We start from the raw sequence: 26,105 nt of genomic DNA on the forward strand, positions 1-26,105 counted from the left end.
GCTATGAAAGAACAGCCAGAGTTTTGTTTATTTTATACTATTTGGATATTGGGAACCTCACAATAAATCTCGAACCTATATCCGCTCTGGATATTACCTGTATGGTACCTCCGTGGGCATCAACTATCCATTTAGCGATGGACAAGCCAAGACCTGAACCTCCGGTCTCATTATTCCGGGCCTCATCCGAGCGGTAAAATCTGTCAAATATATGAGCCAGATCGCCCGGATTCATTCCGGTTCCCTCGTCCTCTATCATATAACTGACATAACCGGGCTCCTCTTTTACACCGAGTATTATGGCCGTGCCGGGTTCAGAATACTTCGCCGCGTTCTGGACAAATATCCTGACGGACTGCTTGATCATCGCCACATCGCCGAGCACACACGCCTCATTCTCAGTACCACGGAACTCATATCTGTGGCCCTCGTCTATCATCATGGACTCCTCCCACACCTCACTTACCATGCGGTTGAGATCGGTTTTCTCCATGTTCAGGTGCTGCCTTCCACTGTCGCCCCTTGCAAGGAATAACAGCTGTTCCACAAGCTCCTTCATGTGCTGGGATTCATTTTTCAGCGCCTCTATGGACTCTTCCAGAACCTGTTCGTCCTCCTTACCCCAGCGGTCAAGCATATTTACATACCCCTGAATTACAGCTATAGGCGTCCTGAGCTCGTGGGAAGCATCCGACACGAATCTCATCTGACGTTTCTCATTCTCTTTCATATTTCTGAGCAGATTGTTGAGCGCGATCTCTATGCTCTGGAGATCCTTGTCTCCGGTGTGTATAACCTGCTCGTCATCATCCGCGGACAGATGGGATATGGCTTTCTCCAGATCGTCTATCTTGTTGTGATCCATAGGCTCCTTGCTGAGTTTTTCCGCCGTCACCGCCAGATCATTCAGCGGTTTCAATCTTCTTCTGACATCCGCTGTCCTGAACAACGCAACAAACAACACTATAGTCTCCATCCCCAGCAATATAACGCCCGGAATCTCTATGATATCCCAAAGGATCTTAACGTCATATCTGTACTTCTTCTCATCTGACCCTTCTATTATATATTCATACGCTCCGCCATCTTCATTTTTCTCAACGTAATATCTCATTCCACCCACGCCCTGTGGCAGCTGTTTCCTGCCCCACACAGCAAATACACTTACAATAAGAAAGGCAATGACGATATCTATAAGTATCACATTGCCCAGTTCTTTGAGCCAGAAGCTCATATTTATCCTTCTGGCTATCGATGACATTCTTTTGTTTTCGTTAGTTTTCTTTCCCATGTATTTTCTCTCTATCTGTGCGTATCCGTGCCATGCGTTGCTGGCTTGTCACATATCTGTCTGCTCTGCTACGATATCCGGCTTGTCACATATCTATCTGCTCTATCCTGGCATCCAAAATGGTCATTCTTTGATAACATATCCGACACCTCTGACGGTGGTGATCAGCTTAACTCCAAATCTGTCATCTATCTTTGTTCTCAGATACCTCACATACACATCTATGATATTGGTCTCTCCCAGGTAATCATATCCGCACACCGCATTCAGCAGCTTTTCCCTGTCCATAACGATGTCCTTGTTTTCCATGAGCGTCCTGAGCAGCTCAAATTCCCTGTTTGTCAGCTCAACTATCTCGCCGCACACTGTAACCTCATGCCTGTCGGTGTCCATGCACACTCCACGGATCTCTATCCTGTGTGTGTGAACCTCCGCAACTCCGCGTCTCTTCAACGCAACCCTTATCCTGGCAAGCAGCTCCTCTATGGCAAATGGCTTGGTGAGATAATCGTCTGCACCGGCATCAAGACCAGATACCTTGTCCATGACCGCATCTCTCGCGGTCAGCATGATGACCGGCACATCACTCTCCTTGCGGATTCTTCGAAGCACCTCCAGACCGTTGAGTCCCGGAAGCATCACATCCAGCACCACGAGGTCGAAGCCACCGGACAGAGCTTTGTCCAACCCTGTTCTTCCATCAAATACCTTCTCCGCCTCGTATCCCTCGTGCAGCAGCTCCAGCTCCACAAATCTTGCAATTTTCTCTTCATCCTCCACAATGAGAATCTTCTGTGCCATATCTTTTTCCTTTCTTTTATGACTGACGCTGATATAGTTTGGTTTTGAAGTAAGCCTGTGAAATATACCTCTGCAATTACGCCTATCTTCCTTCACTTTGGCTTGTTTCTATCTGCACTCGGCACCGACCGCGATAAGGACGTTTGCGGTCTCTGCCTCGGCAAGAAGCACCAAAGCTCAGTCGCCACGGCTACCCATTGCAGGGATGTGTCCAACAGACATTACCTTCTTCGCAACAAACGATGTCAGCTGGTAATTAACAGAATATCGGTAAAAGATATTCTTTTTTTCATTTTTTACTTGTTGTTGACGTCGGACTTAAGGTTGTCAACTGAGTCTGCCATTTTGTCACATGCGCTATTAAGGTTTACGTTGATGTCGCCGATTCCTTCAAAATGGTACCTGCACTCACAGAAGAGACCTACCACAAGAAGTGGAAGCACTACCCAGAATGCAAGTATAAGTGCGATCACAAGCACCAGCACTGGAACGTTTATCATGGTCTGGCCTTTGCGTTCTACTATGAATGTGCTGTCCACACTCTTCTTTAACACCTTGCCGCACCATTTGAAAAATCTGTCCATCATCTGTCCAAATGTCACCTTATTGCAGTCGTTTGTATATGTCCGCTGTGCCTGCTCGAACTCTGTTGAGGTCTGCTGCTCTGCACCCGTGGTGAAGCTCTCCACCTCAGGAGCTTTCACCTTGTCCAGCTTCTCCAAATAAATGATCGCATCCAGCAGGTCATAATCACATGCCTCCAGAGCGTTCTTCGCATCCTCATAGCTGACGCCTGTCTTTTCTCTTAACTTTTCTACCTTTTCAAGTTTATCCATAATCATTACACCCTTTCTCTTTATCTTGGTTACATCATCTTCCGACGATCTGTCGTCTTTCTGATTGCTTGTTGCTGATATCATCAACTGATGTTGTTACTATACTAATCGATGATTAAACCAAGATATGAGAAACATTAAAATCAGATTAATTATATAATGAATAGAAGGATATGTCAAAGTTTGTTCCCCTTTTTATCTCGCTGTTATTTTTTACTATAAGTTAACTTATAGTTATTTTATATTGTATTAAATTAGCTTTAAGTGTATAATTTGTTCAAAAGGAGGTTGATTACTATGTCCGATATAGAATTTGAAAGAAGAATGAATGACCAATTTGCAAAGAATCTTTTCTTTTTTCTTAATAAATATCAATATACTCAAGCTGCCTTTGCTAAGCAGATGAATGTCAGCACTGCAACTGTGTCAAATTGGTGTAACGGGCTAAAGTCTCCCCGAATGGACAAAATTGACCACATGTGCTCTATTTTCAATTGCTCTAGGTCTGATCTTCTGGAAGAAAAAGATATCATAAGAAGCCAAAAGAAATCAGAGGCATATGCAATTCCTGTATTTGATTATATATCATGTGACAAAACATTTTGTTCAACCGAAAAGATTATTGATACAGAAGAAATACCCGAAAGTCTTGCTAAAACTGGCGAATTCTACGCTCTTAGAATAAAGGGGGATAGCATGGAACCCAAGATCAGCAGCGGCGACGTTGTAATTGTCCGTCAACAGGATGATGCAGACACAGGGGACACTGTTATTGCTACAATAGCTGGTGAATACGCCGTGTGCAAACGCCTGAGAAAATATAAAGAAGGACTGGAACTGATTTCCACCAACCCCAGCTATGCACCGCTCTATTTTGACGATGAAACCATAAAAAATAAACCTGTCAAGATCATTGGTAAGGTAGTGGAGTTAAGGGCAAAATTTTAATGGATTGGAGTGATTATTATGCTTTTTTATGTATATGATGAGAATACTTCCTCGACTGTTCCTGTTGAGGTATCAGATATACCAGAGTTAAGCGAACAGGAACTTGAATTTATATATGATGATAAAGTCAGAAAAGTATGGCACTCACAGGAGGAGGAATGGTATTTTTCCATAATTGATGTAATTGACGTTTTGACCGATAGTTCCGACCCAAAACAATATGTAAAAAAGTTACGATCCCGCGACCCAGAATTATCAGCTAACTGGGGTACAATTTGTACCCCTATTCAAATGATAGCCGCTGATGGTAAAATGCGTAAAATCCAAGCAACCAACACACATGGGCTATTGAGAATTATCCAGTCCATTCCGTCAAAAAAGGCTGAGCCATTCAAGCAATGGCTGGCAATGGTAGGCAAACAACGTCTGGACGAGGAAGTTGATCCTCAGATTGCTATAGATCGTGCTATAGAATCATACCGCAACAAAGGATATTCTGAAGAATGGATAGCCCAGCGTATGCGTGGGATAGAGATTCGTAAAGATATGACCAATGAGTGGAGACGTGCCGGCATTACCGATTCCAGACAGTATGCTTCTCTTACAAACATACTTACTGCCGCATGGTCAGGAAAGACAGTGAAGGAATATAAAAAGTTTAAAAGGCTGAAAAAAGAAAATCTCAGAGACAATATGACTAACACAGAGCTTGTCCTGAATGCTCTTGCAGAGATATCGACAACAGAGATATCAAAGGCAACTAATCCTCAAGGTATAACCGAGGCCACAGATGCTACCATCCAAGGTGGCAATATTGCCAGAAATGCACGTGAATCCCTTGAAAAGCAGATAGGGCGCAGCATACTATCCCCATTAAACTCCAACACTCCCAAGCTGCTTGATGACAGCAAGGAAAAGTAATATAACCCGAATATGTCACAACTATAAAATGCGTATGAATCCTCAGACAACAGTCTCGGTTATTCATACGCATTTTTATCTTTTCCATATCACACCGTTCCCGCAGCAATCTTCGCCGTGGACTTCTTCACGCAGTAGAGACATGTCGGCAATATGTAGATGGTCGCGGTGACCCATGCCGTCTGATCAGCAAAGCAGATGGCTGTGAATCCAAATGTTCCGACAAATCCCAGGCTCACTATGATCCTGGCCGCCATCTCTGTAACACCTGAGAATATAGCCCGACCGGAATATCCAAGTCCCTGTGTCACCATACGCGCCACGTTCAGTATACCGAGACTCCAGTAGAAGAATCCCATACATCTGAGGTATTTCGCAGAGGCATCAAGTACGTCGACTGCGCTCTTCTTTACAAATATCATTGAGAGCGGTCTGCCAAAGAATATCATGATAAGTCCTGCTATCAATCCATATCCCACTGCGACTGCTATCGCCTGCCTCAAGCCCTGTTTTATACGTTTCGCCTGTCCGGCCCCAAGATTCTGGCTGCAGAATACAGAAGCCGCAGTTGCAAATGCGTCAAATGGACACATAGTAAACTGCTTTATCCTCATACCGGCTGTAAAGCCTGATACGTACACGCTGCCCAGCTTGTTATTTGCGGACTGCATGACCATACTTCCTATGGCTGTTATAGAGAACTGCAGGCCTGTCGGAATTCCCATGACGAGAAGTTCCTTCACTGCAGATCCCTTTATCTCCCTGTCCTCCGCCTCAAGATGCATGATCTGAACCTTCTTGAAGATATATACAAGACACAATATTCCACTCACCGCCTGTGCCGTGATGGTTGCTATAGCCGCACCGGCGCAGTCCCATTTGAGGACAACTATACAGAACAGGTCAAGGAATATGTTGAGTATTGCCGAGAACGCCAGAAACATGAACGGCGTTCTGCTGTCTCCCAGAGACCTGAGCACACTTGACAGATAGTTGTACATGAGTGTGAACGGAATTCCCAGGAATATAACTATAAGATAAGCATATGCCTTGTCATATATATCCTGCGGAACCGAAAGCAGATGAAGTATCTGATTACAGCACACCGAACATACAATCGTGACCATCAACGCTATGATGCCCGTCAGCACCGCGCCGTTAAATATATACTTTCTCATCTTGTGCAGATTATTTGCACCAAAAAACTTTGCAACAGGAACACCAAATCCTGTGCAACAGCCCATACAGAATCCCAGAACCAGAAACTGTATACTGCTGCTTGCTCCAACTCCCGCCAGAGCCTTATCTCCCAGTATCTGCCCCACAATAGCCGCATCTATTATGTTGTACGTCTGCTGGAGCAGATTGCCGAGCAAGAGCGGGGTGGCAAACTGCAGCATCAGACTGAGGGGCTTACCGGAAACCATGGACTTAGCCATGTCTTACACCTTCCTTACATTATTGATAGGACGGTGAGTTGCCAATTCTATCTTTGAACACAGAACTGCTATACATATCATTCGCTGGGTCGCTTCCGCTTATTTTGCCCTGCAGCGGTACTAAGGTGCCGCCTCACAGCGCCACCTAAGGACCGGCGGGCTCAAATTCCCTGCTCACGATATGTATAGCAACTCTGTGTAACAACTTTATTGTAGCAACTCACCTGTTAGATGAATAATAACTACGTATGTAAGTCGGTTTCAGACTTACTTTATGTTTATTATCCTTATCTCTTATAACAGTTTTCCAGCCAGCGCCTCGAGCGCTGCCACATCCGACTGCTTGAACGCAGACCTTATGGTCACGTGCTCGTCCACGATCTCTATATCCTTCATCGCTGACATCTGTTCCTTCATGAGCTTGGCTGCCATTGGAGCCCACGAACCATTCTCAATGAATGCCACTTTTCTCTTCTGATACGCCTTCATCTTCAGGTGGTTGATGAAATCCGCCATGACAGGCATCACACCGCCATCATATGTTGGGGCTGCCAGAACCAGTCTGTCGTATCTGAATGCATCCTCTATACACTCTGCCATATCATCCCTTGAGAGGTCTGATATCGCAACCTTTGGCGCCCCCTTTGCCTCAAGTATCTCCGCCAGTTTCTTTGCAGCCTTCTCTGTGTTGCCATGGAGACTGCAGTATGCGATGAAGATTCCCTCATCCTCAGGTGTGTATGTTGACCACAACTGATATTTTCCGATGTAATATCCAAGATTCTCTGTGAGGATTGGTCCGTGGAGTGCACATATCTTCTGGATATCCAGTCCTGCTGCCTTCTTCAGAAGTGCCTGTGCAGGCATTCCATACTTTCCTACTATATTGAAGTAATATCTTCTCGCCTCGCATGCCCAGTCCTCGTCGGTATCCAGAGTGCCGAACTTGCCAAATGCATCCGCTGAGAAGAGTATCTTCTCACTCTGTTCATATGTGACCATAACCTCAGGCCAGTGGACCATAGGAGCCATGAAGAACTGGAGCATATGGCTTCCAAGTGAGAGTGTCTGTCCCTCCGCAACTGTCACGCTTCTGTCAGCCACAGGAACCTCGAAGAAATTTGGAAGCATTCCGAAAAGCTTGGCATTTGATACGATCTTGATATCCGGATACTTCGCAAGCACATCACCAAGATTGGCGGAATGATCCGGCTCAAGATGGGATATGATGAGATAATCCGGCTTCCTGTCGCCAAGCACCTCTGCCACATTTGCAAACCACTGGTCTGCACACTTTGCATCCACCATGTCCATGATAGCGATCTTCTCGTCCATGATGACATATGAGTTGTACGCTATTCCGTTTGGCACGATGTACTGATTCTCGAACAGGTCTATGTCCTTGTCATCCACACCCACATAAAATACTGTGTCTGTTACATTCTTAAGCATTGTATATCCTCCTTTTGATCCTAAGTATCTAATATAAATAATCCACGTTGTGTCCACATGATATAATGAGCGCAAGTGAGCCAACATGCTCGCATGATTGGCGAGCGGCGAATTGGATCATGATAGTTGCGACAGCAACGAAAAGCACCGTAGGTGCGAATCATGATATAATGAGCATTGCGACGGATGCGCTTGCGCAAGACGTCATAATGCGAATGTCCTCATTGAGCCGACAGGCGATATGATATAATGAGCGCAAGCGAGCCAACACGCTTGCATGATTGGCGAGCGGCGAATTGGATCATGACAGTTAATTATAACATACTAAATGAAAATAGAGAATCAGCACATAAGACCTGATTCTCCATTTTTTGATAATTTTTTATTATTATCTGCTTACCCTTCTCTGTATCTTCTCCTGATACATGCTGTGATCCGCTTCCCTCACATACTCCTCAAGGGTTTTATCACCATCCGGGTCTGTTATAACATAACCTATACTAAACTCCAGGGCAAATGGAAGTTTCTCCTGCGACGCTATCTCCCTGGCTTTCTCAAGGATTGCCGTCTTTCTTTCCTCAGGAGGTTCCGCCTCATCGTATATAGATATGGATACAAATTCATCTCCGCCATATCTAACCGGAATACTGCTTATTCCGCCTCCGCCTGCTACGGCTCTTGCGGCACTCCTTATGGCTTTGTCTCCGTACTCGTGACCATAAGTGTCATTTATATATTTGAGCCTGTCCATGTCTGCAAACATTATGAGAAGTGCCCTGCCCTGGCCCGCAGCCTTGTCAAATGCCTTTGCGGCGATCTGTCTCATACCCTCCCTGTTGTATATCTGGGTAAGTGGATCCTTTATGGATATCGCCGTAAGCTCCTGATTGATCTGCTCTAGCCTCCATTTGTTGAACAGGTTTATCATGGCTACATTCACTTCGCTCATTACAGTTGACCAAAGCTGCTTATCCATGAGGTAATATCCATTTTCGACACAGCAGAACCCAACTGCCTTTTCTCCGAAATGAAATGGCGCAAATAAAAATATATTGCCGCCTGTCTCATCATCCAAAAGAGGAAACATACTATGGTATGTATCGTCACCGTCATCAGCTATGCCCTGCCTGTACACGATCTGCATTCTCTGAGGATAGCCTTTCACAGCAAATACATCCTCATCGTATGCTGCTGAGAGAGTCGGGCCAGCTTCCCCCATCTCCACAAGGGATCTGTCGACAACCATAACGCATTTCTTACACTCTGCCTGTGAATATGCCGTCTGTACACATGGATAAAGGCCACTGTAATCACCACATTTGCTGAGCAAATGCGTGAAGTCAAGTGTGCTCTCATCTATCTCCTCGCGTTCCACAACTCCCATTATATAATTCTTCAGGTACTGTCTGCCGTTCAGCATAGCATCCGTGCCACAGCCACAACTCTCCGTAAATATACAATTATAATCTATATAAGAGCTGGTATCCGGATTGTTTCCCGCCCAGATATTCAGCATAATCTCTGCAGCCGCAGCTCCGATCTTCTCACGGATCCTGCTCACCGTTGTTATGCGCGGCGTATAGTACGCTGCTTTATCAAAGTTGTCGAATCCTGTAACCTTAAAATCCTTTGGCACTGAAAGTCCAAGTGCTTCAGCTCTGTTGCATACACCCACAGCCAGGTTGTCATTTGCACAGATTATTGCATCCGGAAGGATCTTCTTCACTATCTCCCGTTCTTCCAGCCTTCTATCGTCCATCTCATCATTATTCGAAGCCTCGGCATTCGGAGCAGAATCCGCAAAACTGCCACTGGTTATCTCACCGTACACCTCCGCAGGGCCGCCGTAATCAGGTCCATCCTTCTCGTGTTTTATACACGTATGTCCATGTGCTCTGAGCAGCTCCTCAAAGCCCGTCACACCGTCATTGAAACCAAAATCTCCAAACAGGACATCCTCATCATCCACAGTCAGGCCATATTCATCCATACAGTCCCTGAATGCCCGGCATCTCTCCTGAGCCTCATAGTTGTCCTTCGGTCCGGCAAGATACCACACCTTCTTCGCACCGTGTTTCTCTATCATATGCCGAGTCATGTCATACATGGCATCATAATTGTCTATACCCACAAAATGCAGACCATCAAAAGCAGTCTCGAGGCTTATAGCCGGAACTCCGCTCTTCCTTATCCTGTACAGCAGTTCCGCCGTGACTTCCGGATATTTAATATTGTTGACAGATATTATGATCCCATCAAAGTCTGTCAGCTCCGGAAGATTGTATATATTGTATTCTCCATAGCTGTAACCGTCGTCCCTGTTCCAATTGCCATTGCTGTTGAATATGTACAAATTCACATCAGCCCTGGCTTCCTTTATCTTCTGCATAAATCCCAGCGGCCAGGCGTAGGTGAAATACCTCTTCCAGCCATCCATGAACAATGCTACTTTTTTCATACCTTACCTCCTGATCAATCAGAACAACCCGTCCTGTCCCCCATCTGTAAATTTGCCAAATATATTAAAAGGGCGCATCTGTATATATTATACACAGACCCGCCCAACCAAAACATATCCAAATGTATCAAAAATATGTACTTTACTATCAGAAACCACGGGGACGGAGGGGACAGACACCTCCGTCCCCATAATTCACTTAAGTGGATAGTCGCTGTGCAGCGGCTTGTAATCACGTATAGTCTTAAGTGCCGGCAGAGCATGTCCGTCATAATCAAAAAGTGCCTGATTTGCCCATTCATTTCCGCATGGTCCAGACTCATCTATATATGACAGAGCACCTTCCGTAGCCCAGCCGCTTCCCGGTACTGGTATCCAGCCTGCCTCCCAATAATAAAAGCCATCGCCACCGGGAACATCATCTATCAGTTTCATTATGTCGTTCATAAATTCCGCCTGTCCCTCAGGTGTCATAGGGTAGTCAAGATTCTCCACCAGTGAAGGTTTTGTGGCATAGCCCTTTCTATCGTCAGGCCCCAGTTTCTCATAGTCAGCATAGTCTTCCATGGTAAATCCCATGGAAACCTCAGCAATAACTATCTTTTTGCCATATCTATCCGCCATATCCCGCATATTTGCCTCCAGCTCCTTCATGGTTCCATGCCAGAACGGATAATACGACATTCCAATTATATCAAAATTTTCTCCTCTTTCCATGTAGTTATCAAACCAGTCCACATACATAGGATTGTTGCCGCCATTGTCGAGATGTATCATGACCGGAATATCAGAGTCAACCGATCTGACCGCCCTTATTCCTGCGCTCACAAACTTCGCGATATTGTCATACTCCGGCTTCTGTCCCAGCGGCCACATCAGTCCGTTTGTAAGCTCGTTTCCAACCTGAACAAGCTGAGGTAAAACGCCCGCATCTTTCATCTCTAAAAGAGTCTCCCTTGTGTAGTCGTACACAGCCTGCTCAAGCTGATCCGCATCCATGCCTCTCCACGCCTTCGGCACCCTCTGCTTACCCGGGTCAGCCCAGAAATCACTGTAGTGATAATCAAGTAGAATGCTCATTCCATGATCCATAGCGCGCTTCGAGAGTTTCTTGTATACCTCAAGGTCATTTGTGCCCGCACCATAAGGTACGCCGTCCTCCGTGTACGGATCATTCCACAGACGAAGTCTCACAGAATTCACACCATAGTTCTTAAGTATGTCAAATATATCTCCCTGCACACCATTGTCATAATATTTCGCACCCAACTCTTCAACCTCGGCAACAGCGGAGAGATCCACGCCCTTTATATAATCTGCCATATTTTTGTCTCCTTCACCTGCATTTATTTTACTGCCTGTTATAACCAAGAACAGCCGCCGAAGAAAAATGTTCTGCATACTCCTGATGTACCAGTTCATCTTCATCTGTCGGCGGCCTTCTATCAAGATGACATCTGTCACCTAGTCGTCAAATGTAATCCTGTCATACATTCTTCCATATTTTATTCTGATGAGCTCGTTCTTTGCCAGAACGTCCTCCTCTGGTCCAACATACTGACAACGGATACAGTAGTATTCCTTCTTGTCCTTATCATAGAACATATCTATATCCAGATCTCTCATAAAACACATTGGACATCTGTAATTTAATTTGCCTTTTCCAGACTGAGCCATGTTGAAAATACCTCCTTATCCTTAAGTGTCTTTGTATAACCAAGAGTGAACATTGGCGAGAACGCATATCCCTCTTTGAAATATCCTGTTGCATCGCTGCCAGATGCTCCCATGGCAGCCTTTGTCTCGATCGCAGGTATAACTGCTGACACCTCATCGGCGCCTGCGAGATCCTCTTCTCTGCACTTGTACTCATATATAAGTGACTTGCTCTCTGAAGCATTCTTTGCTGTGAGAGTAATTCCTGTCATGTCCTCTGGGTACTCTGTTGTACCGTAGCATGCCACCATGTACTCATTGATCTCAACCTCTGCATCAGGGTTGCTCATCTCGAGGATAGTTCTCTCATGTCTTATCTTGGATGAACCCTCCTCAAAATATATCTTTGTCTGAAGTTTAACTGTCAGATCGTAGAACTCGATGTCAACCGGGTCAAGTGTAAGGATTCTTGTGCTTCCCTCCTGCGAGAATGTTGCCTTTGTTCTGCACAGACAGAGGTCGACCTCCTCACCCTTGTAGCTGATCTTGGCACTTCTTACAGTACCCTCTCCAGCATAGTGTGTGAAATATCCTGCTCTGTACTTCTCCTGGATCAGGAATGGATATGAAGCATCCTGAACATGTGGAGTTCCGATACCTACAGGCCAGTTGAGCTTTGCAGCGTATGGTCTGAGGTCAACGATCGCACCGCCCTGATCCATGTTGATCTGGGCTCTCATGTATGGATCGCAGTACCAGAATATCTGCTTGTCTGATCCGTACAGTATATCCTTCCAAAGAGCACACTCAGGCTCCTCGTATGTCTTGTTCTCTCTGTAGAAGTCAGCAAATTCAGCCATTGTCATGTCGATACATTTGCCTTCCTTCTTCAGGTCGCCATAATACTTCATTCCATCCTCGTAGCTCTTCTTGAGCAGCTCGTATGGAGCCTCCCAGCGTCCCATCTTGTTCAGCCAGCCTGGTCCAACGAACATCATGTTGTATGAATATCCATTGTTGAACTTAGCCAGATGACGATACTGGTCGATAAGGTTGTACAGATATGGGTACTCCCATGTCTTGCTGTCATAGATCATTCCACGGAGAACGTTCTGTGGATGTGTACCAAAGTTAGAACCATTTCCATCATAGCATGCCAGCAGATCTCTTGAAAGATGCGGGATGGCAACGATTCCGCTGTCCTCAGCCTCATTTGCTGCAGGTGCATGTGTGTTCTGCTTTGAAGGTATCCATGGATTCCATGGGCCGCCATCAAACAGTGTGTACCATGAGTTGTTACATGTGTGGTAAGCCTTAGGGCCCTCCTCCCAGCATGTTGCAACTGCACACTTAACTGATGGGTACTTCTCCTTAATGTAGTTTGTGAGCTCTGCGTCCATGTAGTATGAACCTGTAGACACTGGATAAAAGCCAAATATATCATGGAACTTTCCAAATACGTCATCAACGATATTCTTCTTGTCCTCCATTGAGAACATCCAGATACAGAAGTCCTTGGTCTTGTACTTCTCTCTGAACTCTGTGCAAGGAAGTCCAAGAAGTGAGAGCGCTATCTCATCTCCGTACTTCTCGTGATGCTCCTTTGCCAGTGACACAGCCTCCTCATTGAAAAGACTGGCATATGTCATCTGAATAGTAGTCTTGAGTCCGTTCTTGTGAGCTGTCTCCTGCTGGAACTTGAATATGTCCAGTGACTCTGTGAGGAGAGCTTTTCTTCCGATATCCTCTGCCTGACCATGGCCTGTAACCTTCTCGGCATACTCAGGAACCATCTCAGGACGATGGATAATGTTTACAATAAATGTATTCTCCATATCTTAAATCTCCTATTTCGTATATGTTGTAACCTTTTGATCTAAAGATAATTGTCCCCAAATAAGCGACAATATCCTCATTTTTCATCCTGTCTGCCCTATTTTAGGGCTAATTATAGCAGGCATCCACACCACCATCCATATGTGGTCCATCCGGTACGCAGACACCTGCCCAAAATAAATTTTCTCATTTCTCTCAGACCGTCCGCCTTAACCCTTTACAGAACCGCCAGTTACACCCTCTACATAGTACTTCTGCATGATGACGAACAGTATTGAGATAGGGATAGCTACCACGATACCGCCGGCACAGAATACTGAGAAGTATTTGTTGACCAGTGATTTTTCAAGCATATTGTAAAGACCTATAGCTACTGTCCAGTCCTTCGAAACTCCTGAGTTGAGCATAAGCTTTGCGAATACAAAATCGCCCCAAGGTATAAGGAAAGAACTGATTACCTGATACACTACTATTGGCTTACACAGAGGAAGAATTACCTTCGTAAATATCTTTGCCTCCGAAGCGCCCTCAAGTCTGGCAGCCTCCTTAAGTGACATTGGTATTGTGTCCATGAATCCCTTCATGATGAGGAATCCAAGTCCCGATCCCGCTGAGTAAACTATGATCATACCGAAATGGCTGTTTGTAAGTCCCAGCATCTTCAGGATAAAGTAAATTGCTATCATGAGAAGTGGGCCAGGGAACATGTTGAGTATCAGCGACGCACTCATGATCTGTTTTCTGCCGTTGAATCTCATACAACTCATCGCATAGCTGACCATAATTACAAATATAGTAGAGATGATACATGTAAATACTGCAATGATAAGTGTATTCTTGAACCATGACACATACTGCACAACCGAGTCAGGTCTTGTGAGCAGCTGAACAAAGTTGTCCATAGACCAGCTAGTTGGGAAGAAATGCGCTGTGTTGATTCCCTTATATCCGCTGAATGAGGTGACAACCAGCCAGATGATCGGAACCAGCCAGATAACTGCGAGGACAAGTAATACGATATGTTTAACGATCGAACCTATTGTTTTCTTCATTACTGGTACTCCTCCTCTTTATCTCCTGAGATCATTCTTGAGAATGATATAAGTGTAAATGCTGCACATATGATAAATACTATGATACCGATAACAGATGCCATCTTGTAGTCGTAGTATTCATTTGTAAGTCTGAACAACCATGTAACAAGAAGGTCAACTTCCTTTGCATGCGAATTGGCAAGCGCCTGATTCTGTGTGACGAATACATCCTGTGTGAGCAGGTAGATTACGTTGAAGTTGTTGATATTCTTTACAAAGTCTGTTATAAGTGCCGGGCCCTGAATGAACAGGATATATGGCATTGTGATCTTCCAGAACACCTGGAAATTTGTTGCTCCATCAATCTTTGCACTCTCAATCTGATCTGTAGGTATGTTCATCAGAACACCTGTTGCGATCAGCATCTGGTATGGAACACCGACCCAGATATTGATGAGAATGATCATTACCTTTGCCCAGTGAGGATCGGTCAGGAACGGTATATATGTAAGATGCTCACCGACAAGTCCTGCATGCTTAAGCATGTCTGTGATACCAATATTTGAGCAGATAGTGTTCACAATACCTGAATCAGCAAAGAAGTTTCTAACCAAAAGCAGTGTTACGAACTGTGGAACTGCTATTGATATGATGAAAAGTGTTCTCCACATCTTTGGCAGCTTGGTTGTCTTGGAATTGATCGCCTTGGCAAGAAGGATACCGCCTATGAATGTGGTAAATGTTGCCATGACCGCCCATACAAGTGTCCAGCCAAGAACCTTTCTGAATGAATATCCAAATGTAACTGTCATGCTGTTTGAGAACAGGCTTGCGAAGTTCTTGAAGCCCACCCATGTAAACAGTGAGTTTGGTGGAAGGTGCTGCTGGTCATAATTGGTAAATGCCACCGCTATAAGAATAAGTATCGGCAGAATATTCATTATGACTACACCAATTGTAGGAAGTGTGAGAAGTGTTATGTGGAACTTCTCGTTGAAGAGTGACTTCATATCTTCCTTGAATGTATTTATATGTTCTCCATTTTCCTTCATCTGCTGAAGCTTGTACACTGTCTTGATATTGTGAATGTAGAAAAGCACGAATATAAGAATGATGAACAACGCAACCACCGAATTGAGAAGGATCTGGAAAGAATTGTCGTAATTATTAGTGGTTGTCTGCATGGTGAGTGGATCAAATACCTGCTCAAACTTTACAGTTCCAAGAGTTCCAAATTTGGCAAGGTTTGGTGCCGCATAGCCTACGCACATCAACACAAACGCAGCCTCAACGATGAGCATGATCAAACCATTGACGATCTGCTTTCTTGCGAAGTAACCTGCACCCATGATAACCGCTGAGAGCTTAACCCATATATCACCTTTTGCAAAAGCAACACCAAAATTCTTGAAGTATCTTCCTATGGCTTTAAAGAATCCTGATATTTTCTTCATGAAAAAGCTCCTCTCTTTTTAAAATGCCCCATATGCCACGAATGACATATGAGGCATTCTCATTATAACTTATAAATATTATTCAAAGTACTTCTTATTTAAAATTACTCCTGTGATACAGGTGCTTCAATTCCTTCTACAGCATTGTCGAGAAGCTTCTGAAGATCTGTTCCGTCCGGATTACCCTGGGCAAGGATTGAACCAAGTGTCTCAGCTGGTGTCCAGTAGTTGCCGCCTACACGCTGTGGTGTTGCATATGCTGCCTGAGCTGCAAGAGCTGATATAGCTGGATCAGCCTTAACTTCTTCTGACTCTGAAGCGTTGATGTTTGAAGGACCAAGACCTCTCTGCTTAAATCTTGTAACCTGTGTATCCTCTGATGTAAGATACTCAGCAAGAAGCATTGACCAGCCTACGTTCTTTGAATGTGGGTTTACACCTACAAGCTTGCATCCTGAGAATGAAGCCATCTGAACCTGCTTGCCTGCAACTGTGTATGTAGGAAGCTTAGCTGCTGCATAGTTCTCGCCCCATGCTGCCTGAGCGTCTGCCGCTCTCCATGTTCCGTTAACTGCTGCACAGATCGTACCCTCAGCGATTGCTGTTGCCTGTGTAGGATCATCCATATCTACAAATGCGCCAGTCTTAAAGAGATCAAGAATTGCCTGAGCTACGTCTGTACCGCCTGCCTGATTCCAAGTACATGTATTTGTAAGTCCGTCATCGTTAAGTGTAAGGTCAAGACCTGCACCCTGGAAGAATGAGTATACATACCAGGCATCTGATACGTTCATAGCAATCTTCTTATTTGCCTTCTTTGCTGCCTCGATCATAGCATCCAGTGACTGAACATCATCCTCTGTGAATACTGATGAATCATAGAACATGAAGTATCCGTTATCTGCTGTCATTGGATATGCATATAATGTTCCATCAACAGAAGCTGCCTCAACAGAAGCTGCTACATTCTCGTTTGCAACATCAAAAGTATATGTAGCCTGTACCGGCTGAAGTGCTCCAGCCTTAACCAGCTCATTGATCTGATCATCAGCAAATGCGAATACATCAGGAGCAGCCTCAACGTCTACCAGGATATCATCCTTTGTCTTTGACTCTGACTCGGCTCCGAGTGTGATGTTGAAGTCAACATCTGAATACTTTTTCTTGAATTCTTCAATAACCTGTGTTGTGAGATCCTGATCTTCCTCAGAAGCCCATACCGAAAGATCTACAGTTCCTGTTGTTGCATCAATTAAGTTCTGAATCGCATCATCTGATGCTGCAGCCTGTGTTGTGCTGTCGCCAGCAGCTGCTGTTGTTCCTTCGTCCTTTGAATCTGCGTTGCCACATCCCGCAAGGCATCCTGCCATCATCGCAGCAACAAGTGTTAATGATAAAACTTTCTTTCTCATTCTTATGTCCTCCTCTTTAAATAAATAATAAGAAAATTAGTTGCCCTTATTGTTTCCCGTGCGCAATCGGTTGTTCTTTATGGTTATATATTATCAGTTCTGTTTATTGTTGTCAACTACTAATTCATATAACTTTTAAAATAAAAAAATATACATTTTGCACAAGCCGCTTCATTCGGAAACGTTTCCATGTTCGTTATATTTTGCGCACCCGTTTGCGTTGCACACTATATATGGTAATATTTGTTAATCATCCGCAATCCCATATGTGAGATTTTCATGTTTCATTTCCTTTTCTAGCCATTATTACACTCATTTAGGCCGTTTTTTCATTACTTTCCTCTTTGTTACACCATAGAATATTGCTATAACAGCAATATTCTATGGTGTATTTTCATGCCCGTCGCGCATCATTTTTTGCGCATATTGCGCATATTCTGGCCCTTTTCACATAAAAACAGGGCGTCAGCCAAACACTGACGCCCCTCTAGGAAGGATATATAACTATGAATTACTTCGTTGACTCTTTTAATCTGAGTTCATAACCCAGATGTGTCTTCTTCTTAACTTCGTTGCCCTCTATAAAATCCACCAGCAGTTTACATGCCACCATTCCAAGCTCACGCGGATCAAACTGGAGCGATGTGATCGCAGGCTGGTAATTGTTCAGAAGTGAGCTGTTGTAGAATGACGCAACTCTCACATCAGTTGGCACCTTTATGCCCTTCTTATCCAGTATATTAAGTACATTCTGGCATATTCCATCATCCATACACAGTATGCATTCTGCTTTCTGCTTCATTATCTCTTCAATGGCATGTTCACATAATACGGAATTATCTATATCAAAGTATACCAGGCTGTTATCTACCGGTACCTCCATATCCTCCATCGCATCAAGATATCCTCTATACCTGTTGAGGGTTACCACATGATTCTTATTGCCACCCATGAGGGCTACCTTAGTCATTCCTTTGGCAAGCAGTATAGATGTAAGCTCACGGCATGCACTTCTGTGATCATGATCAACCTGGACAACATTGTCATCATCCATACTTCCAACCACAACAAATGGTATCTTTTTTTCCTTGAGATATTCTGCCGGGGCATCATTCACAAGAGTTCTTCCAAGTACAACCCCATCCACCTTATGATTCTCAACAATTCTCTCCAACTGGCTCATATCATCCGGTGACACTGTACACACAAGCACATCATAATCCACTGGCGCAGCCATCTCCAGCAATCCCATCAGGCACTTCTGAAAGAACGGCAGATCCACCACGCTGTAGTCGCTCGGCATGACCCATCCTATATTATAGGATTTTGACTGTGCCAGCCCCTTCGCTATAACGCTTGGCTTATAATTATGCTCCTCTATATACTCGAGAACTCTCCGCCTTGTCTCGGCACCGATCCTTCCCTTTCCGGAAATCGCTCTCGATACTGTAGTCTTAGATATATTTAACGCCTCAGCCACATCAGAAATGGTCATCTTCTGGCCTGACTCTTTTGTCTCCATGTTCAAGTCTCCTTTTGTTCAGCACATATCTCCGCATTTGCGCAACGCTCCATGCGCAATCGGTTGCCCTTGATATTATCATAGCTTTTTTTGTGCACAAGTCAAGATTTTTTTGATTTTTACCATGTCAAGTTGGATATTTTGTCAAAAAGAACAAAGATATTTTTTTTATTTGTGCAATTATATCTTACTTTGATGCCCACAGATCCCTGAGAGCCTGCTGCAAATAAGAGAAATCCACAGATGGCACATCCTGATTCAGTCTGCCCTCTTTCCTGCACACATCATATAATCTTATTCCAAGAGATGCCACATCCCGTCTGTCCTCCGCAGGCAGACTTGCATACAGCATGTCAAATTCAACCAGAGCTTTAAGGTCACCTGACCAACCCGATGCAAGCCAGGCTATATCAGCCGTCTTGTCATCTCCAAGTGCTTTAACGCTCTCAACCAGTTGACTATATTTACTGTTGACAGTTCCATTCTTCATACCCTGCCAGTGAAAAAGTGCAGTCTCAGACACACCGAGAACACTAGCTATAGCCGGAATGTGCCGCGCTGTCGGAAGCCTCTCCTCATTCTCCCACTTGTAATATATCCCTTCTGTTATCTTATGATTCTCCGGCAGGAGCTCATTTATCTCCGCAACCATATACTTTACCGTATACTTCGAAGATCTGCTGTTTTTGCGGATATCCCGCATATTGAAGCCTATCGTATCTACCATTTCTGTAGAATCCGACGCCCCCTTTTTTGTTCTCCTTCTATTCATCTCTCTCCTCCATTGTATACATTTATACATATTGTTTATTTTATAATTAATATATTGATATGTCAAAATATCTCAAAATGGCTTAAATACGTTACTTTTTGAAGGTACTTCGTGTAATAACATATCATGGCAAATCAATTTTTTGCCCCTAAATTGCCCCTAAATTGCCCCTAAATTGCCCCTAAAAAAAGCCCACCATATTGCTATGATGGGCTCTCTGTTCTACTTCAAAATCTCATTGACTTTGTTCTGGATTATAGTTGGATTATACCCCGCTGCCTTAAGCCTATTGATACGCTCCTGTCCGTTGCCCCACTTGCCTATGATGACTTCATGAGCAACTGCATTGATGATCTTGTCCTCTGACATCTGTGAAGCCTTGACGAGCTTGTTGACTGCTGCCTGTACCTTATTGTAATCATATCCAGCCTTTGTGAGTCTATTCTTACGATCAGTACCGTTGCCCCACTTGCCCGCCAGCACCTCTTTAGCCAGTGTGTTGACGCTCTTCTTTACCGGCTTAATAGTGACAATCTTCACAGCCTTAGTAGCTAGCTTGTGCCATGATGCTGCACTTATGTATGCTTTGTTGAGGTCAAGGTTGCCATTGTAGCCTGAGAGCTTGCCAACAGATGTATACTGCCTGATCAAGCAATTATATTTTCCTTCGTTCCATGGGTGCTCCTGGTATCCAGTCTCAACATAATCTGGGTACTGAGCGACCCACAGGCCAAAACCAGTTTTCTTCACTGCATCCATAGCGCTCTTCTGGATGTATATCAGTGGCTTAATGCCTGTCTTTTTCTGCACATAACTGCACCACTGCAAGCACCATTCCAGATCCTTGACACCAAACAGATGGTTGTCCTTGGCTTCCCAATCCAGAATAAGTACCGCCTTGCCGATATACTTCTTTACATACGCAAGGAAGTGGTCAGCCTCTTTCTGTGGATCTCCGCCATTTGAATAGTGGTATACTCCCAGAAGTTTTTTTCTACTCAAAACTTTATCGCAATGCGCTGCAAAGTATCTGTTCTTGTAGTTCGTTCCCTCGGTCGCCTTCACGATGCAGAAGTCGTATGGCACTTTGGCAAGGTCTATATTTTTATCTCCCTGCCATGCACTGATGTCTATTCCATTCATATTATTCCCCACCTTTCTCTTCGCTCTTTGAGGTTAATATATCTATTGCTTTATTGATTACCTTAGGAAGCGGTACACCCATGAGACCAGCGTTCTCCACAATACTGATCGTCTCATTTACAATAAATCCTATTATCACCGCATCCCGGATATAGTTTGACCCTATCGCCAGATCGAGCCTATAGGCTATCAATACAAACAAAAGGGACATGCCCTTACGACATAATCCCTTCCATCCTGCCTTGCTCTCTAAGGCTCCTGACGTTGTTTTCTTACTGTTGTGAAAAACTCCAGCCACCACCAAGCCACTCACATAGTCTATGGCCATGAACATGACCAGTGTTGCCAGCCCTGCATCCCATCCACCAAACAGGGATGCTATCACACCGCCTATTGCTCCGGCGGTTGTACATATTGCATTTTTCATACTTTTTATCCTCCTAAATTAAGATGTCAATTTATCGCCTGTCAGCCATGTTCCAGAGAGTGATATCTCATCATTTGCTGCAAGTTTCACTGTAGTACCCATCATGCAGATGTTTCCGTCAGGCCCCACGATTCCTGTAACCGGCGGTCCCTGCTGACCGGATGATACAGCTACGATCGATACCGGCCTGAAACCAGTCGGGACGGATGCAACACCTACAGTTCCGGTCCTACCAACAGCGTATGACTTCTTGACCTTACATGACATGTACATCTGCACAACATTGCCGATACGTCTGAGGTTTCTGTTTGTTATATTAGATGCATTTGTGCTGTTAACCGTTATTGCTCCAGATACACCTGTACCATCGAGAGCCATTCCAATGCCGCTGTCAAGATAAGATGAGTTGCCTGTCTTCCTGTTTGTACCGGCTGAATAGTCACTATCTGTTGTCCTCGTAAACGCAAGTGCATTTCCATACACACTATTGTATGCCGCTACTGCCCAAGTCGAATTTAGGGTTGGAAGCGATATGAGCGGGTAATAGTCGTTGTCAAGAATGGTATCGCCAGCATTAAATACCGCATTATCCCTTGCGGTCAGCCAAGTCGATGCTAAGATTGAGTCTATTACCTTAAAAAGTGACGCTCCCACATCTCCTCTGACTGTCAGTGACGACTCGCCAGAGTTATCACCGATGATAGTATTCTTTCCAAGCCATACCACGCCTGCCTTAGCTGCGCTCACCGAACTGTCATTCGTTATGTATATACCATCGCTTCCGATCACAAGCTGCTGCTTCAGTCCAGCGATACCTACAATGATGTTGCCATCCTTGAATGTTATATACTTTGAATAGTTGTCCGGATCCGCTTCGTCAACGTTTATAAGTTTCTCCCAGAATAGCTTCAATTCATTCCCAGACTTCTCAACTGACAGAGCCTTGTTGTAAGCTGCCTTTGCCGCTTCATAGCTGCTTGACTTAGATACATCTGAATATGACACAGAACCATCACTCAATATTGTCTGATCTACAAAGTACAAAGTATTGGTAGATCCACTGGTGTAGCTTGGCTCAGTTGTAACCCATTTCCCACCGGGAGGATTTGCCGTTGGCTTAGCTGGTGCTGTAGCCGTGGATGACTGAAGTAGATAATATCTTGTTACACTCTTGACATCCTTGACATTAAATATGGTTATTTCTGCCTTGGCTTTGATTGTAGCCATAGAAACACCCCCTTACGCTTCAAGCTGACATGTTATAGCCAGTGAGTTAGGTACATCTCCTGCACCCACCGCATAAGTATTTGAAGACTTCTGGTATACTCCGCCTGCATACCACTTGACTGTACCTATCCCAGATACTACTCCTGTTGAAGAAATAGTTTGTTCAGCACTGCCCTTGAATACATGTGCTGTAAGTACCGTAGAACCGGTGTTATTCTTAAAGATGATTCCGGCACTTGATGTAATTGTTAATGTCAGTGCATCCGCTCCTGCATTGCCCTGAGGGCCCTGTGGGCCTGTTGCTCCTGTTGCGCCTTTCTCACCCTGAGGGCCAGTTTCTCCAGTTGCGCCTTTATCACCCTTGGCGCCCGTTTCGCCTTTGATTCTTGCCCATGTATAAGCCCCTACTGTTGCCGGGTCTGTCGGGTTATAATCTGTACATGTACCTATATACATTCCAACATCTTCACCCGAGTTTGATGTGAATGTTTTTCCTCCATCGTTTGAATATTTTACATGAAAATACGATGTCTTGCCGTTTGCCCCAGCTGCCCCTGGAGTTCCATTAGTGCCGTCCTTAACAGTCTGGGTATGTGTACCGTCTTTATCGGTGATGGTTATGGTTGTCACGCCGTTTGTTTTAGTGACTGATACAGTTGGGGATACACCCTGCGGGCCCTGAGGTCCCTGTACTCCCTGATCACCTTTATCGCCTTTAGCTCCTGTTGCTCCTGTCTTCGCTACGGCAAACGAGAACTTCTTGTTGATCGTTACCCCATCAACAACAACTGGGATAGTTGCCTCGCATGCAGTTGTCAGCTTCGCCGTCAGAGTAAACGTGATTGTGACTTTTGAAGTTCCACTGTTACTTACCGCAGCTGTCACTCCTGTTGGGCAAACTATTGCCTTGGCATCTACTGTAACAACGGAACACATGTTATTACCACAATATGCTGCCGCATCTGTTGTGCATTTAGAACCGGCCGCAGCTCCCTGCGTGTCCCCAAGGAATGTGTATGCTTCGCTTGACAACACTACGTTGTAAGCATCTGATACATCAAGTACAGTAACCTGATCTGCTGCTTTTATTGTTGCCATATATATAATCCTCCTTAATCTGTTATAAGTTCACACATGAAAGTTACTTTTGTGTCCACGTCATCTGGTGAAAGGGTAAAAGAAAATCCGTCGTTACTCATTCTTGAATCGGCGGATGATATTATTCCATATTCTTCTTCATCAAGTTTCTGCCATTTCCACTGGATGTAGGCTGAACTTCCATACACTTCATGTAACTTATCTATTTCTGTTATCCTGTCTTTTCCGTGGTATATCACCACAGACAAGACTGTTGATACTGCATTATTTTTAAATACGGTTCCTCTTGATGATTCTATCCTCAGGAGTGTGGTTATCTCATCTCTAACATTATCAACATCCTGTTTTATGTCGCTTATAACGTCCTCTATGTTCTGCTTACCGAGGGTAAATTTATCTGCCGATATGGCAAGATGGGATTCTCCCTTATTGTCAACATAGAACATTATGAAATTGTCAGAATCACCAATGTTTATCTGGCCATCACTTCCGAGATATGTTCCCCGGGATGTATTACTCATACTCTCTTTTGCGCCAGAGTATAAACCACCATCCGCTATGTGCCAGCCGCCTATTGTTGCTCCAAATGCCACAAGATCATCAACAGCTATCTTAGTTGCCGTGATAGACTTGGCTCTGATCACACCGCCATCAAGGCTGTTGTAATCCGTCTGCTCTTTCTCTACTGTGTTACCATCAGTATTCAGTTTGTAATACAGACCATCTTCACCCTTGATGACGAGCTTATCCGCTATGACTGTACCACCCTTGATACTGTCTCCCAGGATAGTCACACCAACGAGTGTTCCTGTGACCTTCTGATCACCGACCACAACATCTTCAATCAATCCCGACTTGGCGAAAAACTGCTCCAGAGCTGCCTTACCTATATTTGCAAAATCTATCTGTGCATACTTGATAGCCGCATCTTTCGCATCCAGCTTATCTGCGTACAAACGCCTGTATACCTGCTGCACATAGTTCTCGGTTGGGCTTACATATGTCGCTTCACTGAGTTCTGTACTGCCATATGATCCGATAGCCGTTATAAGCCCGCCGTCATAACTGAAATCCAAGCTCATGACCGGCACCGGATATGCTTTGCCATCTCTGCTCAATACCTGTACTATATCTCCAAGCTCAAGTCTCATATCACCCGCAAAACTGCATGTCGTTGGATGATAGCTCATATCCTTCAGCTTTGCATACAGGCCGTCAAGAATCTCCTGTGTCATCAGGAAGTTGCTTGTTGCTATTCCTGTAAGCCCCTGTCCTGATTTTATTGTGCTGTTCTCATCAACAGCACATGAGATATACCCAACCTGAAACATGTTCTCTTGCACAACAACATCATCAAACGACCTGTTAAGCCCTACCGAATAATCCGTTGTCGTGTACCACCTGAAATCAAGCACTCCGTTCCTGTCAAATGTCGCAAACTTACCAGTAAGGCCGGCTATGAACCCAACTGCCTGTCTGTATGTGTAGCCATCAAAGTTTTTTGATATGTTGATTCCTGACGGAGCATTCTTCATTCTGATGCCTGTCAATGTCTCTATCTCTGCACATACCTCCGATATATCACAAGGATATAAGAGATTAGACAGATAATATCCTGACATCTTGTAAGCCATCCTGTCGTATGCCGTGAATGTGATCCTGCCATCATCAACAGTAGGTTTCTGGGCCATGAAGTATCCCATCTTGACATACTCTATACTGTCATCATCAAGCATGAGGCCTATCTCAAGCAGAAATTCCTTGCCGGTCAGACTTATATCCGGCTGTATCATTGTGATATCAAGCTGCGTGGAACTGGCGCACCCTATCTCTAAGGTGCTTGTTCCAGTTCCGGCTATACACTTCATATCAACACTGACAAAACCGGATTCTATGACAGTGTCATCACATGTTATACGTGCTCTGAAGGTTCTGCCATCGCCCATTATTCTATTGCCAAAGTTATCTGATACTTTCGTGTACATCCGATATCTCCTACTTCTCTATCAGGTCAACTCCAACCCCTGTATACCTGTACATTCCATCACGTATGTCATATACCGGGTATGTCGGAGTGCCTGCATACATCCTCTTTGTTACATATTGCTTTGTTCGTGGATCCTTGAATTTAACATCAAAAAAAGAATCATAGATTGCACTCTCTATAAGTGCTATCTGTGATTCTGTGAGGTAATTCCACTTAATCTTCAATGTCATCTTTCTGGCCACGATATCACCGAACATTTCTCCATCCGAGACTCGCCCAGTGTTCTTGCTCCAGATCTTCTCTGGCGCATAAGTGAGACCACCATTGATCGCTGGATCTGGCATGTCCACTCCATTTATAACAAGCTCTGCTGCCACAGTCTCACTCCTTT

At 44.5% G+C, this 26,105-nt stretch carries 22 protein-coding genes; 2 read left to right on the top strand and 20 right to left on the bottom strand.

The window, feature by feature from the left end:
- Positions 1-37: 37 nt before the first annotated feature.
- From GT575_RS01725 to GT575_RS01735, 3 genes are all read right to left on the bottom strand, one after another.
- Entirely contained in the window at positions 38-1,291 is a 1,254-nt protein-coding gene (locus GT575_RS01725) for a sensor histidine kinase (RefSeq protein ID WP_161171362.1), read from the bottom strand.
- Positions 1,292-1,414: 123 nt separating this feature from the next.
- Positions 1,415-2,092, bottom strand: coding sequence for a response regulator transcription factor (locus GT575_RS01730; RefSeq protein WP_055222256.1), 678 nt, complete (start codon positions 2,090-2,092; stop codon positions 1,415-1,417).
- A 296-nt stretch (positions 2,093-2,388) separates the two neighbouring features.
- A complete protein-coding gene (locus GT575_RS01735; protein ID WP_071849515.1) occupies positions 2,389-2,928 on the bottom strand; it encodes a DUF4342 domain-containing protein in 540 nt (179 codons plus the stop codon).
- Positions 2,929-3,225: 297 nt separating this feature from the next.
- On the opposite strand from GT575_RS01735, the gene GT575_RS01740 reads away from it, so the two are divergent.
- Positions 3,226-3,876: a LexA family protein gene (locus tag GT575_RS01740; protein ID WP_161171363.1), complete on the top strand. Its 651-nt coding sequence runs from the start codon at positions 3,226-3,228 to the stop codon at positions 3,874-3,876.
- Positions 3,877-3,894: 18 nt separating this feature from the next.
- Positions 3,895-4,797, top strand: a complete 903-nt coding sequence (locus GT575_RS01745) for a BRO-N domain-containing protein (RefSeq protein WP_022217046.1) — start codon at positions 3,895-3,897, stop codon at positions 4,795-4,797.
- Positions 4,798-4,886: 89 nt separating this feature from the next.
- Here the strand turns inward: GT575_RS01745 and GT575_RS01750 are convergent, their stop codons facing one another.
- The 17 genes from GT575_RS01750 to GT575_RS01830 form a co-directional block, all read right to left on the bottom strand.
- Positions 4,887-6,236 carry an MATE family efflux transporter gene (locus GT575_RS01750; RefSeq protein ID WP_022217047.1) on the bottom strand — a complete coding sequence of 450 codons (1,350 nt, stop codon included), beginning with the start codon at positions 6,234-6,236 and terminating at the stop codon, positions 4,887-4,889.
- 294 nt (positions 6,237-6,530) lie between these two features.
- Entirely contained in the window at positions 6,531-7,688 is a 1,158-nt protein-coding gene (locus tag GT575_RS01755) for an FprA family A-type flavoprotein (protein ID WP_161171364.1), read from the bottom strand.
- A gap of 388 nt (positions 7,689-8,076) precedes the next feature.
- Positions 8,077-10,146, bottom strand: coding sequence for a diguanylate cyclase (locus GT575_RS01760; protein ID WP_161171365.1), 2,070 nt, complete (start codon positions 10,144-10,146; stop codon positions 8,077-8,079).
- Between the two features lie 195 nt (positions 10,147-10,341).
- Positions 10,342-11,469 carry a glycoside hydrolase family 53 protein gene (locus tag GT575_RS01765; RefSeq protein WP_161171366.1) on the bottom strand — a complete coding sequence of 376 codons (1,128 nt, stop codon included), beginning with the start codon at positions 11,467-11,469 and terminating at the stop codon, positions 10,342-10,344.
- A 141-nt stretch (positions 11,470-11,610) separates the two neighbouring features.
- Positions 11,611-11,823: a hypothetical protein gene (locus tag GT575_RS01770; protein ID WP_015534553.1), complete on the bottom strand. Its 213-nt coding sequence runs from the start codon at positions 11,821-11,823 to the stop codon at positions 11,611-11,613.
- Positions 11,796-13,637 (bottom strand): hypothetical protein, encoded by a 1,842-nt coding sequence (locus GT575_RS01775; RefSeq protein WP_161171367.1) that lies wholly within the window; start codon positions 13,635-13,637, stop codon positions 11,796-11,798. Before GT575_RS01775 ends, GT575_RS01770 begins: the two co-directional genes overlap by 28 nt.
- Positions 13,638-13,847: 210 nt before the next feature.
- Positions 13,848-14,690, bottom strand: coding sequence for a sugar ABC transporter permease (locus GT575_RS01780; RefSeq protein WP_022217052.1), 843 nt, complete (start codon positions 14,688-14,690; stop codon positions 13,848-13,850).
- Complete coding sequence (locus GT575_RS01785; RefSeq protein ID WP_015534550.1) at positions 14,690-16,126, bottom strand: carbohydrate ABC transporter permease; 1,437 nt, start codon at positions 16,124-16,126, stop codon at positions 14,690-14,692. The genes GT575_RS01780 and GT575_RS01785 overlap by 1 nt, the downstream gene beginning before the upstream one ends.
- Positions 16,127-16,230: 104 nt before the next feature.
- Positions 16,231-17,538, bottom strand: a complete 1,308-nt coding sequence (locus GT575_RS01790; protein WP_015534549.1) for an extracellular solute-binding protein — start codon at positions 17,536-17,538, stop codon at positions 16,231-16,233.
- A 511-nt stretch (positions 17,539-18,049) separates the two neighbouring features.
- Positions 18,050-19,060: a LacI family DNA-binding transcriptional regulator gene (locus tag GT575_RS01795; protein ID WP_022217055.1), complete on the bottom strand. Its 1,011-nt coding sequence runs from the start codon at positions 19,058-19,060 to the stop codon at positions 18,050-18,052.
- 187 nt (positions 19,061-19,247) lie between these two features.
- Positions 19,248-19,832, bottom strand: a complete 585-nt coding sequence (locus GT575_RS01800) for a transcriptional regulator (protein ID WP_015534548.1) — start codon at positions 19,830-19,832, stop codon at positions 19,248-19,250.
- A gap of 222 nt (positions 19,833-20,054) precedes the next feature.
- The gene (locus tag GT575_RS01805) at positions 20,055-20,975 is read right to left on the bottom strand and encodes a GH25 family lysozyme (RefSeq protein WP_161171369.1); all 921 of its coding nucleotides are present in this window, start codon (positions 20,973-20,975) and stop codon (positions 20,055-20,057) included.
- 1 nt (position 20,976) lies between these two features.
- Positions 20,977-21,402: a phage holin family protein gene (locus GT575_RS01810; RefSeq protein ID WP_055222264.1), complete on the bottom strand. Its 426-nt coding sequence runs from the start codon at positions 21,400-21,402 to the stop codon at positions 20,977-20,979.
- Between the two features lie 18 nt (positions 21,403-21,420).
- Complete coding sequence (locus GT575_RS01815; RefSeq protein WP_161171370.1) at positions 21,421-22,629, bottom strand: hypothetical protein; 1,209 nt, start codon at positions 22,627-22,629, stop codon at positions 21,421-21,423.
- A gap of 12 nt (positions 22,630-22,641) precedes the next feature.
- A complete protein-coding gene (locus GT575_RS01820) occupies positions 22,642-23,727 on the bottom strand; it encodes a collagen-like protein (RefSeq protein ID WP_161171371.1) in 1,086 nt (361 codons plus the stop codon).
- 14 nt (positions 23,728-23,741) lie between these two features.
- On the bottom strand, positions 23,742-25,712 hold the full coding sequence (locus GT575_RS01825) for a hypothetical protein (RefSeq protein ID WP_161171372.1): 1,971 nt from the start codon (positions 25,710-25,712) through the stop codon (positions 23,742-23,744).
- 10 nt (positions 25,713-25,722) lie between these two features.
- Positions 25,723-26,091 carry a DUF6711 family protein gene (locus GT575_RS01830; RefSeq protein WP_055222268.1) on the bottom strand — a complete coding sequence of 123 codons (369 nt, stop codon included), beginning with the start codon at positions 26,089-26,091 and terminating at the stop codon, positions 25,723-25,725.
- Positions 26,092-26,105 lie beyond the last annotated feature (14 nt).

The organism is Coprococcus sp. BIOML-A2 (assembly GCF_009875795.1).
In the GTDB taxonomy this organism is placed as follows: Bacteria; Bacillota; Clostridia; order Lachnospirales; family Lachnospiraceae; genus Coprococcus; species Coprococcus aceti.

Excerpts from the sequence above, each read along its gene's own strand:
- GT575_RS01725 (WP_161171362.1), bottom strand. The coding sequence starts at position 1,291 with ATGGGAAAGAAAACTAACGAAAACAAAAGAATGTCATCGATAGCCAGA.
- GT575_RS01730 (WP_055222256.1), bottom strand. The coding sequence starts at position 2,092 with ATGGCACAGAAGATTCTCATTGTGGAGGATGAAGAGAAAATTGCAAGA.
- GT575_RS01735 (WP_071849515.1), bottom strand. The coding sequence starts at position 2,928 with ATGGATAAACTTGAAAAGGTAGAAAAGTTAAGAGAAAAGACAGGCGTC.
- GT575_RS01740 (WP_161171363.1), top strand. The coding sequence starts at position 3,226 with ATGTCCGATATAGAATTTGAAAGAAGAATGAATGACCAATTTGCAAAG.
- GT575_RS01745 (WP_022217046.1), top strand. The coding sequence starts at position 3,895 with ATGCTTTTTTATGTATATGATGAGAATACTTCCTCGACTGTTCCTGTT.
- GT575_RS01750 (WP_022217047.1), bottom strand. The coding sequence starts at position 6,236 with ATGGCTAAGTCCATGGTTTCCGGTAAGCCCCTCAGTCTGATGCTGCAG.
- GT575_RS01755 (WP_161171364.1), bottom strand. The coding sequence starts at position 7,688 with ATGCTTAAGAATGTAACAGACACAGTATTTTATGTGGGTGTGGATGAC.
- GT575_RS01760 (WP_161171365.1), bottom strand. The coding sequence starts at position 10,146 with ATGAAAAAAGTAGCATTGTTCATGGATGGCTGGAAGAGGTATTTCACC.
- GT575_RS01765 (WP_161171366.1), bottom strand. The coding sequence starts at position 11,469 with ATGGCAGATTATATAAAGGGCGTGGATCTCTCCGCTGTTGCCGAGGTT.
- GT575_RS01770 (WP_015534553.1), bottom strand. The coding sequence starts at position 11,823 with ATGGCTCAGTCTGGAAAAGGCAAATTAAATTACAGATGTCCAATGTGT.
- GT575_RS01775 (WP_161171367.1), bottom strand. The coding sequence starts at position 13,637 with ATGGAGAATACATTTATTGTAAACATTATCCATCGTCCTGAGATGGTT.
- GT575_RS01780 (WP_022217052.1), bottom strand. The coding sequence starts at position 14,690 with ATGAAGAAAACAATAGGTTCGATCGTTAAACATATCGTATTACTTGTC.
- GT575_RS01785 (WP_015534550.1), bottom strand. The coding sequence starts at position 16,126 with ATGAAGAAAATATCAGGATTCTTTAAAGCCATAGGAAGATACTTCAAG.
- GT575_RS01790 (WP_015534549.1), bottom strand. The coding sequence starts at position 17,538 with ATGAGAAAGAAAGTTTTATCATTAACACTTGTTGCTGCGATGATGGCA.
- GT575_RS01795 (WP_022217055.1), bottom strand. The coding sequence starts at position 19,060 with ATGGAGACAAAAGAGTCAGGCCAGAAGATGACCATTTCTGATGTGGCT.
- GT575_RS01800 (WP_015534548.1), bottom strand. The coding sequence starts at position 19,832 with ATGAATAGAAGGAGAACAAAAAAGGGGGCGTCGGATTCTACAGAAATG.
- GT575_RS01805 (WP_161171369.1), bottom strand. The coding sequence starts at position 20,975 with ATGAATGGAATAGACATCAGTGCATGGCAGGGAGATAAAAATATAGAC.
- GT575_RS01810 (WP_055222264.1), bottom strand. The coding sequence starts at position 21,402 with ATGAAAAATGCAATATGTACAACCGCCGGAGCAATAGGCGGTGTGATA.
- GT575_RS01815 (WP_161171370.1), bottom strand. The coding sequence starts at position 22,629 with ATGGCTACAATCAAAGCCAAGGCAGAAATAACCATATTTAATGTCAAG.
- GT575_RS01820 (WP_161171371.1), bottom strand. The coding sequence starts at position 23,727 with ATGGCAACAATAAAAGCAGCAGATCAGGTTACTGTACTTGATGTATCA.
- GT575_RS01825 (WP_161171372.1), bottom strand. The coding sequence starts at position 25,712 with ATGTACACGAAAGTATCAGATAACTTTGGCAATAGAATAATGGGCGAT.